The 11,920-nt window shown below is 58.4% G+C and carries 9 protein-coding genes and 1 pseudogene; 4 read left to right on the top strand and 6 right to left on the bottom strand.

The annotated features are described in order from the left end of the window. Positions 1 to 344: 344 nt before the first annotated feature. Positions 345 to 681 (bottom strand): annotated as a pseudogene (locus Q6A51_RS26470) ((2Fe-2S)-binding protein); the annotation flags it as partial. Between the two features lie 969 nt (positions 682 to 1,650). On the opposite strand from Q6A51_RS26470, the gene Q6A51_RS26465 reads away from it, so the two are divergent. The 4 genes from Q6A51_RS26465 (at position 1,651) to Q6A51_RS26450 (ending at position 5,305) form a co-directional block, all read left to right on the top strand. Next, positions 1,651 to 2,625 (top strand): alpha/beta hydrolase, encoded by a 975-nt coding sequence (locus Q6A51_RS26465; RefSeq protein WP_095058178.1) that lies wholly within the window; start codon positions 1,651 to 1,653, stop codon positions 2,623 to 2,625. Between the two features lie 257 nt (positions 2,626 to 2,882). Next, positions 2,883 to 3,467 (top strand): cyclophilin-like fold protein, encoded by a 585-nt coding sequence (locus Q6A51_RS26460; protein WP_231983783.1) that lies wholly within the window; start codon positions 2,883 to 2,885, stop codon positions 3,465 to 3,467. A gap of 84 nt (positions 3,468 to 3,551) precedes the next feature. Continuing rightward, positions 3,552 to 4,295, top strand: coding sequence for an SDR family oxidoreductase (locus Q6A51_RS26455; RefSeq protein WP_304576085.1), 744 nt, complete (start codon positions 3,552 to 3,554; stop codon positions 4,293 to 4,295). Positions 4,296 to 4,354: 59 nt separating this feature from the next. Continuing rightward, positions 4,355 to 5,305 (top strand): aldo/keto reductase, encoded by a 951-nt coding sequence (locus tag Q6A51_RS26450; RefSeq protein ID WP_048393012.1) that lies wholly within the window; start codon positions 4,355 to 4,357, stop codon positions 5,303 to 5,305. Positions 5,306 to 5,381: 76 nt separating this feature from the next. On the opposite strand, the gene Q6A51_RS26445 is transcribed toward Q6A51_RS26450, so the two are convergent. The 5 genes from Q6A51_RS26445 to Q6A51_RS26425 all read right to left on the bottom strand — a co-directional run. Then, positions 5,382 to 6,518, bottom strand: a complete 1,137-nt coding sequence (locus Q6A51_RS26445; protein WP_095058176.1) for a metallophosphoesterase — start codon at positions 6,516 to 6,518, stop codon at positions 5,382 to 5,384. Positions 6,519 to 6,575: 57 nt separating this feature from the next. Further along, positions 6,576 to 7,919: a c-type cytochrome gene (locus Q6A51_RS26440; protein WP_048393010.1), complete on the bottom strand. Its 1,344-nt coding sequence runs from the start codon at positions 7,917 to 7,919 to the stop codon at positions 6,576 to 6,578. A gap of 13 nt (positions 7,920 to 7,932) precedes the next feature. Further along, positions 7,933 to 10,191, bottom strand: coding sequence for a xanthine dehydrogenase family protein molybdopterin-binding subunit (locus tag Q6A51_RS26435; RefSeq protein WP_095973903.1), 2,259 nt, complete (start codon positions 10,189 to 10,191; stop codon positions 7,933 to 7,935). A gap of 129 nt (positions 10,192 to 10,320) precedes the next feature. Then, positions 10,321 to 10,767 (bottom strand): (2Fe-2S)-binding protein, encoded by a 447-nt coding sequence (locus Q6A51_RS26430; protein ID WP_013692840.1) that lies wholly within the window; start codon positions 10,765 to 10,767, stop codon positions 10,321 to 10,323. A 272-nt stretch (positions 10,768 to 11,039) separates the two neighbouring features. Next, positions 11,040 to 11,920, bottom strand: an 881-nt coding sequence (locus tag Q6A51_RS26425) for an aldehyde dehydrogenase family protein (protein WP_304576084.1), incomplete at its 5' end; no start/stop codon positions are given.

Here is an 11,920-nt window from a genome sequence, read left to right as displayed (position 1 = left end):
CCTATTCCCCCAGGCAAAACTGCACAGCGAGGTGATGGTGAATCTGCATCCGGGCTCCAGAGTGATGCTCTGCGACGCGTTTTGTCTGCACCCCCTCAACGGGGTGCCGGCTTCTTTGATTTCTACCGTGCCGACCTGAAAGTACGCTGGCCGGAGATAGCTTGGCGCTTAATGGGCAAGACATACTGCGGCAAATGCCGAGTGTCAGTCATGCCTTCCAAACGCTGGCGACGTTTATGCTCGTAGATCAGGGCTTGCCTGTCGAAGCGCCGAAAAGTACCTGCGTATGCCCTTCCCGCTCATCCCGATCTGGGGATCAGCGCATTGCCCAACGATTGCGGGGTTGCAATCACTTTGCCAGACTGGCAATAACCGCACTGTGCCACTTGGTGTTTGCCCCAAGAGGCGACGACGCGTTGGCCAACATCATCCTGCTCTATCGCCTCAATCGTGGTGATCTTGCGGCCGTATATACCTGCAATGAGGATGACACAGGAACGCGCCACAACGCCGTCGATCAAGACGGAACAAGCGACGCACTGAGCGAGACCACACCCGTAATCCCCATTGCAGGTATAGTTTGTTCCCGTCATACCGATTTCGTCACGAATCACCCACAGCAGCGGCTGTGTCGCCCTCAGCTTCGACCTGATAGGTCTTATCGTTAATCTGAAGCTCCATAACTCTCCAGCCATCTTGGCTCTAAAAAGCGCTATTAGCGAGGCGTCGCGTAATCGCTATCTATACATGGTTTGAAAGTATCACGAGCTTAGTGGGCTCAATCATGCAGCCACGTGCTAGGCCTTATGAATAAAAGTACGCAATACAAGAAATCACCGCGCATCGATGGCACATCAACACAGTGATTTAGTGCCCGCTCAACTACGAGCGAGCACGACTCACAACTAAGCAACATGCTTGAGACGAATACCGTTACCGATTCAGGGCTTTGCATTTTTTCTTTTGGAAAAACCTACCAGCCCACAACCTGGATGAAGTATTACTTTTCGGTCAGCGGCTAATTTTTCAAATGGTCTCTTGCCCCTACAGACCTGAAGAACGGGTTTAGAAGCAGCTTCAGCAGGAAGCTGCCGGAACGGAAACAGAGGTTGTGATCTCTCTTTCGACGCAGCCCAACAAGCCTTGACCAAACAAGCTTTCACGTCCGTTAAGCACTTGGCCGATTTCCTCTACAAGGTCTCGTCCATCGCCTGTCCCAGACCGAGTCACTCGAATCGGCTACCAACGCAGCCTGCGGCGGGTTTTCCGCCGGTCATATAGCGAGGCTGAGCTGATGCAGGCGGACCGAATACTTCCATGTACGGGACTCGATGATCAATGGTCATCGCAGCGTGGTGATATGTCATTCGAACAAGCATGAACTCATCGGGGTAGTTTTCCATTTCGAACCGCCTGGGACTTGGGGGCGCGATTATCCAATAGCGTGCATAGATGCTTGCAATTTCATGGGATGTTTTGGGGCAGTGACAGGCATACATTAGCTGGCAAAGCCGATCCCGACGGGCGACGTCATTCACGAAACATGTTCCCCATGGTTCTAAAAGCCTATGACGCTGACGACAAGCCCCCCGCTGCTCGACGGGTATTCAGGCTGGCAGGAACAATCTCAACTACATGTAAGGCACGCACATGCAACTGACACAGGAATGGGACAAGACTTTCGCCAAGAGCGACAAGGTGGACCATAAGAAGATCACCTTCACGAACCGCTATGGCATCACCCTGGCGGGCGACCTGTACCAACCGAAGAACGCCAGCGCAAAGCTGGCAGCTATTGTCGTCTGTGGCCCGTTTGGCGCGGTGAAGGAGCAGGCCTCCGGGCTTTATGCGCAAACCATGGCCGAGCGCGGTTTTGTCACGCTGGCCTTCGATGCATCCTACACCGGGGAAAGCAGCGGTGAGCCGCGCAACGTCGCCTCGCCAGACATCAACACCGAGGATGTGAGCGCGGCAGTTGATGCTCTTGGCCTGCAACCCTCCGTTGATCGCGAGCGGATTGGCGTCATCGGCATCTGCGGTTGGGGTGGCATGGTGCTGAATGCCGTGGCCTTGGATAAGCGCGTCAAGGCGGTTGTCGCCAGCACCATGTACGACATGACCCGCGTCATGTCCAAGGGCTACAACGATAGCGTAACCCTCGAACAGCGCACGCAAGGGCTCGAACAACTGAGCGCACAACGTTGGGTCGACGCGGAAAATGGTGCCCCTGCTTACCAGCCCCCCTACAACGAACTGAGGGGTGGGGAAGCGCAGTTCATGGTCGATTATCACGATTACTACAGCACGACCCGCGGACACCATCCGCGCGCGGTCAACTCGGGCAACTCGTGGACGATCACTACACCCCTGTCGTTCATGAACATGCCGATCCTGACCTACATCGCGGAAATTTCTCCACGCCCGGTCCTGTTCATCCACGGTGAAAACGCCCACTCGCGCTACTTCAGCGAAACCGCTTACGCGGCCGCGGCGCAGCCGAAGGAGCTGATGATCATTCCAGAGGCCAGCCACACCGATCTGTATGACCGTGTGGACGTGATTCCTTTCGACAAGCTGACGACCTTCTTCACGCAGCACCTGGCCACGGCGGCACGCGCCGCTTGACGTCTTGAGGCAGTCGCATCCAGGCGGACAATGCATCTGGATGCGACTGAGCGGGATGACGCGCCCTACGGTATGGATTCATGCCACTCAGCACTTCTGACTTTCCAGTGAGGATCGCAACCAGAACTGGCAATAGGCCACTCGCTGAGGAGCATCTGCGCCATATTGCTGCGCTAATTCGCGCTCGAAACCTACGAATTCAAGTGCAGGCGCGGCAACGCGTCTGGCCCATTTTTCGCATTGCAAAGGAGAACAACATGCAGGGCAAAACCGTTGACGTCGGTACAGGCGGCGCTCTCTCCTCTCTTGGCGCTGCAAGCCGTAGGCATTCCTGGCACCGGCGGGCCATGCAACAGCTTGGAATGCCGTTGCTTCTCCTTGCACTGTGCAGCGGCCATCCTGCCCACGCCGCCAGCACTGCGCTGCCCGTGGCCGCTGAGCAGGATGTCACTCAAGCACCCAAGAAATCGGATGAATCACGCCTGTGGATGACCGTCGGGGAACGTCGCTTCGCCATCACACTGGCCGACAACGAGGCCACTCGCGCATTCGCCGCCACGCTGCCGCTGACACTGGACATGGAGGACCTCCACGGAAACGAGAAGAAAAAAGAGCTGCCTGACGCGCTGCCCACCAGTGAGAGCCGGCCCGGCACGATCCGCAACGGAGACCTTATGCTTTGGGGATCGCGCACCGTGGTCATCTTTTACAAGACCTTCGACTCAGCTTACTCATACACCCGTCTAGGCCGCGTGGACGATCCGACTGGCCTGGCCCAGGCGCTCGGCCGTGGCGATGTTCGGGTGGTGTTCTCCCAAGAGCAGCGTGCGCTGACAAAGTAGTCGCCCCACGCTCAACACCGACCTGAGATACCGCCTCATCATCTGCTGCGTCTCCTTCGCAGCCAGAATCCAGAGAGAGAAATCATGATCAAAGGCAAAGTAGTCATCATCACCGGCGCATCGTCCGGAATCGGCGAGGCAACCGCCAAGCTGCTCGCGAGCAAAGGCGCCAAAATCGTGCTCGGTGCGCGACGCGAAGACAAGCTCAAGCAGATCGCGGACGAGATTCTCCTGAGCGGTGGACAGGTGGTTTATCAGATGCTGGACGTGACAAAGCAAGAGGAAAACGACCGCATCGTTCAACTGGCCAAAGAAACATTCGGCCGTGTGGACGTCATTTTCCTGAACGCAGGGCTGATGCCGAACTCGCCGCTGTCCGCCCTGAAGACCGAAGACTGGCACCAGATGATCGATGTCAACGTGAAAGGTGTTCTGAATGGCGTAGCGGCCGTGCTGCCCGTGTTCCTGGCACAGAAGTCCGGGCACGTGATCACCACCTCGTCGGTGGCGGGGCTCAAGGCCTATCCGGGCGGCGCCGTCTATGGCGGTACGAAGTGGTTCGTGCGCGACTTCATGGAAGTCTTGCGCATGGAGTCCGCCATGGAGGGCAATAACATTCGCACCGCGACGATCTACCCGGCCGCAGTCAACACTGAACTGCTGGCGACAATCAGCGATAAGCAGGCGCTAGACCAGATGCAGGGCATCTATGACAAGTACGGCATTTCTCCAGACCGGATCGCCAACGTTGTCGCCTTCGCAATCGACCAGCCCGATGACACGACAATCAACGAGTTCACAGTTGGCCCCGCGAACCAGCCTTGGTGAATGCATTGCAGTCACGCAAGGCGTCCGACAGCCCACCACTGCCCTGATAAGGAGCTCTCATGAAGACCGTAGCACTAGGATCAACCGACACTCGGGTTCCCAACGTCGTCGCGGGCATGATGCGCATCGCCGGCAGCACCGATGACCAGATCCGCGCGCTCTACACCACGGCGCGCGAATCGGGCATCAATTTTTTCGATCACGCGGACCTCTACGGATTCAACCATCCCGGCGGTGGCCCGCATTTGTGCGAGCGCCGGTTCGGCGAGGCGCTGCGACTAAGCAGCGCTGAGCGCGAGCAGATCTTCCTCCAGTCCAAGACCAGTATCGTTGACGACCCGTGGCACTATGATCAGTCGTACGAGCACATCGTGGAATCGGCCGTGAGGTCGCTGAAAGCGTTAGGTACCGACTACCTGGATGTGCTGCTGCTGCACCGTCCCGACGCACTCGTAGAGCCGGAAGAAGTCGCCCGCGCGTTCGACCATCTGGAGTCCACCGGCAAGGTTCGCGCGTTCGGCGTTTCCAACCATACTCCCCGTCAGATCGATTTGCTCAAGACGGCCGTGACTCAGCCGATCCTGGCGAACCAGGTCCAGCTTTCGGTGACGCATTCGACGATCGTCGCTCAGGGCCTGTCGTCGAACATGACCGGCTTCGACGACTCAATCACTCGTGACGGCGGCGGCATCGTCGACTATGCGAGGATCAACAAGATCACACTGCAGGCGTGGTCTCCATTCCAGAAAGCTTTTCAGGATGGGGTGTTCTTCGACTCTCCCGACTACCCGCAGCTGAATGCCGAACTCAAACGATTGGCTGAGAAGTACGACGTCACTCCGACCGCAATCGCAACAGCCTGGATCACCCGTCACCCCGCCGGCATCCAAGTAGTGCTGGGTACCACGAGACCCGAGCGCCTCGTCGAGGCAGCCGCGGGCTCGAATATCCCGCTCACCCGCCCCGAATGGTACGGGCTTATCCGAGCGGCTGGTCACAACGTTCCCTGAACTGCCCGGCCGTCGAAAGCGGCGCCCGTCTCCTGATGCGAGCCTCTCGCCTCTCCTGACTCGAGTTCCGCTTGGATCATGCCCGACGAAGCGTAATGATCGAAATTTCCCGCGGCACACCGATACGCAAGGGTAGCCAGTGGCCGAGTCCCGAGGTCACATCAAGAGACGCTGCGCCATCACGATAGATTCCATGCATATAGTCGTAAGCGACGATTACTGGCCGCCCGAAAAGTCGTACCTGTCCGCCGTGTGTATGGCTGGACAGGGTCAATACCGCACCACGCGAGGCAGCAATGGGAAAGAACTCAGGATGGTGCGACAGCGCAATGAGCGTATCGCCAGGCGACGCCTCGGCGAACGCCAGGTCTGCGAACCTGCGCATGGCAGCATCCTGCTCGTCCCGCGGAAGCATGTGACGTCCATCCGAGGCGAGCGGGTAATCTACGCCAGCAATGCGCAACGGCACGCCGCGCGGGTGCACTACGACACTGTTGTTGATGAGTACCTGGATACGAGGGTCGCGCGCACGCAAAGCGGCGACTACGGCGGCTTCGTTAGGGTACTTGTCATGATTTCCCAGGATGGAGAGCACAGGCAGCGCGTCACTTCTCTCCAAAGCGTCCAGCGTCGGCTCCAGCTGGCTGAGATCGTCGATGAGATCACCCGTAATCGCCAGCAAGTCCACCTTACGCGAATTGACGATGTCGATGGCCTGGGCAAAGTCCTCGGGCACGATGAAAGGCCCGATGTGGACATCACCTATGTTAGCGACCCGCAGTCCGTCCAAACCTTCGGGCAGACCGTTCACATGGACCACTTCTTCGCGAACCACTGGGCCTCCGACGGTGCCGAAGCTCACACCAATCCCAACGATCAGTGAAACTGCGACGAAAGTCAGAGGAACGCGCATGCCGACGGTCGAGCGCCGTCCAAGAAGGCCACGCGCAACAAGAAACAGCCCGACGGGCAGAGTCAGGAACAAGGCCGTCAGCACCGCACCGACCCACGCACTGACCAGCCAGCGACCGGCTTCGCTCCATCCACCTTTGAGTTCGGGTAGACACCACCAAATAAGGTGTACCGCGGCAGCCAATACGCAGAACGCCACGATGCAACCCCGCTTGCGGGCGGCGCGACCAGTCACCAGGAGAAACAAGCCTATGATGATCGTCAACACAATCGAACGAACGAACACAAACTCGTAACTCATAGCCGACTCACTCCGTTTCTATAGCGAGGGTCTTGGCGGGACCCTCGCCCTACTCTCTCAACGCATCTGCAGGATGATCGGGTTGCTGCTGGCCGGATTGGTTCGCTCACGCAGTTCCTTCACCTCGTCAGCCTTCACTGCGCCTCCCTGATTACCCCATGACGTGCGAACGAAAGTCAGTACATCGGCGACTTCCTGATCAGAGAGTTGGTTGCGGTACGGGGGCATGCGATACGAATCCGGAATGCCATTGGCAACGACACGTTCGGAACCGTTCAAGGTGGCATTGATGCTCGTAGCGCTTTCCTTCACCATCGACGAAGATGCGCCTGCCAAAGGAGGTATCCATGGCGCCTGCCCGCTGCCGTCACTGCCGTGGCAACTGCTGCACTTGGCCATATAGTTGGCTGCCCCAGGTGTCGACAAGGGTGGTGATTGTTCAGCCGCCAGTGTGGCCGATGGCTTCCATGGCGGCCCGTCACGCTTTGGGTCGCCCGGCAACGACACCAGGTAATGCGCAATGGCTTTCAGGTCCGGGTCGGACATGTATTGCGTCGAGTTGTTGAAGACTTCCGCCATAGTGCCCACGACCACGCTGTGAGCGTTACGTCCGGTCTTCAGGTAGTCGACGATTTGCTGCTCACTCCAGCGACCCAATCCAGTGTTCGGATCCTGGCGCAGGCTCGGCGCGTACCACCCATCGAGCAGCGAACCGCTGAGGAAAGTAGCGCTGCTTTCATCCAGCGACTTCTCGTTCATCGTCAAGCTTCGTGGGGTATGGCAACTACCGCAATGCCCCGCGCCCTGGACGATGTAGGCGCCGCGGTTCCACAGCGCATCCTCTGACGGCTTGGCCTGATAGGCATCGTCATCGACAAACGCGGTATTCCACAAAGCCAGCGGCCAGCGCATGTTGAGCGGCCAGGGGATGTGGCTTTGCTGATTCTGCTGCTGCGCCGGCTTAACGCCGGCCATGAAGAACGCATAAAGCGCCCGCACATCATCATCGCTGAGCTTGGCATAGGATGGATACGGCATAGCCGGATACAGCCTGTGTCCGTCAGCCGCGACTCCGCTGCGTACTGCGCGATCGAAGTCGGCCAGGCTGTAGTTGCCGATGCCCGTTTGTTTGTCCGGGGTAATGTTGGTGGCATAGATCGACCCCATCGGGGTCGCCATCTCTAACCCACCGGCAAACGGCGCACTTTTTGGCGTGCTATGGCAGGCCACACAGTCGCTCAGCCTGGCAACATATTCACCGCGTTGGACAAGTTGTGCATCTGTCGACGGGGGAGCTGTCTCATCAGCAAAAGGCGAAGATGGCGTGCGATTGACAAACCAGCCCAAGCCAGCTGCCACGACGATGCCTGCTGGCAGCAGATACTTTATAGTTTTATTCACGAGCCATTCCTCATCAGGTGTCGAAGCGGTACTGCGATAGAGGCATGCTGCGAATTCGTTGACCGGTCAGTCGCGAGACGGCGTTAGCAACCGCCGGTGCCACCGCAGGCAGAGGCGGTTCGCCGATTCCGCCCATTGGCGCGCCACTTTCAACCACGCGGACATGGACCCTGGCCATCATCTCCGGTGTGAGAATGCGGTAGAGGTCGTAATTGCGCGCTACCGGCGTGCCACCTTTGTAGATGGCTTGTTCGATCAGGGTTTGAGACAAACCGAGGGCCACGGCTGAGTTGACCTGAGCCTCGATGATGGCGGGATTGACGATGCTACCCGGATCGATTGCCTGCCAGATATCGTGAACCTTCACGGCTCCGTTGCTGATGGAAACCTCTGCGATCACCGCCGTTTCGGTACCAAATGGCGATGCCATTGCAACGCCTCTCGCTCGCTTGGTGCCGTCTTGCGCCGTGAACGGCCCTCGTTTCCACCCCCCGGACAGGTCGGCCACTGTCTTGAGCAGGTGGCTTAACCGATCGTTGCCCTGCAGCAGCTTGGCCCGCAGCTCATAGGGGTCTTGACCGCCGGCATCCGCCACTTCATCCAGAAAAGCTTCATACATAAAGTCATTGATGGAGTTCCCGACTGAACGCCAGTAGCCCAGCATCACGGGGGTCTGCGAGTACAGTTGAGCGATCCGACGATGCGCAATGGCGTATTTTTTACCGGCCAGGCCCTCGACGGCGGTCGGGTCGATTTTGTCTCCTTGTTTGTTAGCGATACCCTCGGTTGGCCCTTCCGTGGCACTAATTGCTTCAAAGGCCACCGGTATGCCCTGTTCATCCAGGCCGGCGCGAAAGCGCACTACGGCGGAAGGACGAAGCACGTCACGCAAAAATTCTTCCTCGCGACTCCAGATCACCTTGATCGGTCGACCTGTGGATTGAGCCAGCTGGATAGCCTGAGGGTAAGGTGATGCATTCGGGTATAAAAAATGCCGGCCGAAAAAGCCACCCAGCAGCGGAGAGTGGAGAGTGATTTTGGAAGGGTCCAGACCGGTGCGCTTGGCGACGTCGGCCAAAAACAAATCCGGGGCCTGGTTCGGCAGCCACAAATCGAGATTGCCTTCAGCCCCGAAGCGCGCCAGGGCCGAGGGCGGCTCCAACTGGGCGTGGTTGAGGTATTGGGTATGATAAGTCGCGCTGACGATTTTCTTGGCGCCGGCCAGCCCTTGCTGCAGGTCGCCCTCACGTTCGGCCTCATCCCCAGCGTCGGTGGTTTTACTCAGTTGCTCCGCATAGGCCTGGGTGTCGAAATTAGCCGGCATGTAGCGCACGGTTGAATCGCCACCCGGCTCCGTCCACTCCACTTGCAGAGCCTCGACGGCACGCTTGGCCACCCACCAGCGTTGCGCAACCACCGCCACTGCCCCTTCAAGACGGTGCACCGAATGCACGCCTTTGAGGTTTCTGATCTGATCCTCGTTGCGCACCAGCCCCACTTGCAGACCCAGGCGCGGCGCATGCTGTACCGCGGCGTGGAGCATGCCTTCGACACGAGTATCGATGGTGTATTGCGCCTTACCAGTGGATTTGTCGTAGACGTCTATTCGCTGGACCGGCTTACCGATCCAGCGGAATGTGGCAGGGTCGCGCAGAGTAACGGTTTGCGGATCGGGAATGGGCAAATCGAGCGTTAGCGGCGCGAGTTCACCGTAGGTGATCGATCGATTGGAAGCGGCATGAATGACCCGCCCTGGCTCGGTAGTTAGCTGCGCCAGAGGCACCTTCCAGTGGGAAGACGCGGCCTGCAATAGCATCAGGCGCGCCGATGCGCCCAGTCGGCGCATGGTCATGTAGCTCGCGCGCATCGACCGGCTACCACCCGTGAAGCGCATGCCACCTTCCATGACTTTGAAGTCACTCCCGGGCGCCGCGTTCTCCACCAGAAAGCTGGCTGGATCTATATCGAGCTCCTCACCCACGACCTGTGCCATGCCCGTGAAAATACCCTGCCCACCCTCGATAAAGGGGCTCTGCAGGCGAACGGTATTATCCGGACGGATCTCCAGGAACGCCGGTACACGGGCGCCAGGCGGCAATGCCTGGGCACGCTCGGCAGCACGCAACGGGCCAAGGGGAATTCCGAAGCTGATAACAAGCGCACCCGCCGTGACGCCAGCCGATGCCTGCAAAAAACGGCGGCGAGAGACGTTCACAGGTTGCGCGTCGGAGAGTACGCCGCGCTCGGCGATTGAATCATCCAGTTTTGACATAGTGTTCCCCTGTGTTTGCATTCAATGCTCGGCCTGGCAGCAGACCAATCCCTGCTCCATTAAAGGTGGTCAGGATTAGCCGTCGGCATTGTCACCAGGCACGTCGCAGCTCAGTCGAATTGCGCGTGCTCAAGCACCAGCAAGCTCATCGACAGCAGTCTTGATCGCGTTATAAGTGCCGCAACGGCAGAGATTCGTCATGGCGGCAGCAATATCGGCTTGGGAAGGTTTGGGAATGCGCTGCAACAGCGCAGTGGCGGCCATTACCTGGCCAGACTGGCAATAGCCACACTGGGCGACTTGATGCTTGACCCAGGCGGCCACTACGCGTTTGCCCAACTCGTCGTCTTCAATGGCTTCGATTGTGCGAATCTGTTTGCCCTTTACACCTTCAACCGGTGTAACGCATGAGCGAAGCAGCACGCCGTCCACCATGACCGAACAGGCGCCGCATTGCGCCAAACCGCACCCGTACTTGGTTCCGGTCAGGCCGATATCGTCGCGAATCACCCATAACAATGGTGTATCCGCATCCGCCTCAACCTCATACACAGTGCCATTTACGTTGAGTTCCATTGTAAGAATGCCTCGATTGAAAACAGTGTGAAAAACCTGGCCGAGCACGACCTGCGGATAATCTTTGGCAACTGACCATTCGCAATAACAACAACTGCAACGTCGTTTTTTTAGACGAGCCTTACCCTACTGGGCTCGTCCGTGGCACAGCAAGCGAACCACGTGAGCAAGCTCGCAAGGTGCTATTAATCAGATGAATAAATACTCTCTTCAAACAGCAGGCGTGCCGCGCCAATCATCGGTGCGGCAGCGTTTGGTCTTGGATAGTCGTATCAGGCCTTCAACGACGGCAGTGCTGCGGCTTCCTCGTCAAAGCCATAGACCGATTTGATTTCCAGATACTCTTGCAACCCGAAAACACCCATCGAGCGGCCAATGCCGGATTCCTTGTAACCCCCCATAGGCGTCAGCGAGTTAGTCGGCGCACCGTTAAAACAAACACGCCCGGCACGCAGGCCGCTGGCGAACTCATACGCCTTGCGCCGGTCCCCACCGAATACATAGCCACCCAACCCATAAGGCGAGTCATTGGCTATTTCCAATGCCTGCGCCTCGGTGGAATAAGGCACCACCACCAAGACCGGCCCGAAAATCTCTTCCCGGCAAATAGTCATCTCCGGCGTCACATCGACGAACACGGTCGGACGGGTGAAAAAGCCACGTTCGAAGCCGTCGGGGCGCCCCAGTCCGCCAACAATCAGCCGTGCCCCCTCATCGATGCCCGACTGTATGTGACGCTGGATGCTGTTGAATTGTGCCCGGCTGACAATCGGCCCCATGGTCGTGGCGGGATCTCGCGGGTCTCCGAGACGGAATCGGTTTGCTTCGTCGACCAGAAACGGAATGATCTGCTCCACCTGGCTTTCATGCACCAGCATGCGACTCGGCGCGTGGCAGGATTGTCCAGTATTGAAGAAGCCGCGCTGAATGTTCCAGCGCGCGGCCTTTTCCAGATCGGCGTCTCGCAGCACGATATTCGCCGACTTCCCGCCCAGCTCCAGACACACGCGCTTGATGGTGCGTGCCGCTGCCTCGCCTACCTGCGCACCGGCACCGGTCGAGCCCGTGAAGGAAACCATGTCGACATCGGGATGCCTCGACATCGCCTCGCCAATCACTCGCCCCGAGCCGTTGAGCATGTTGAAAACGCCCT

Source organism: Pseudomonas serbiensis (assembly GCF_030580745.1).
Classification (GTDB): domain Bacteria; phylum Pseudomonadota; class Gammaproteobacteria; order Pseudomonadales; family Pseudomonadaceae; genus Aquipseudomonas; species Aquipseudomonas serbiensis.
This window is presented reverse-complemented; position numbering and strand designations above follow the sequence as displayed.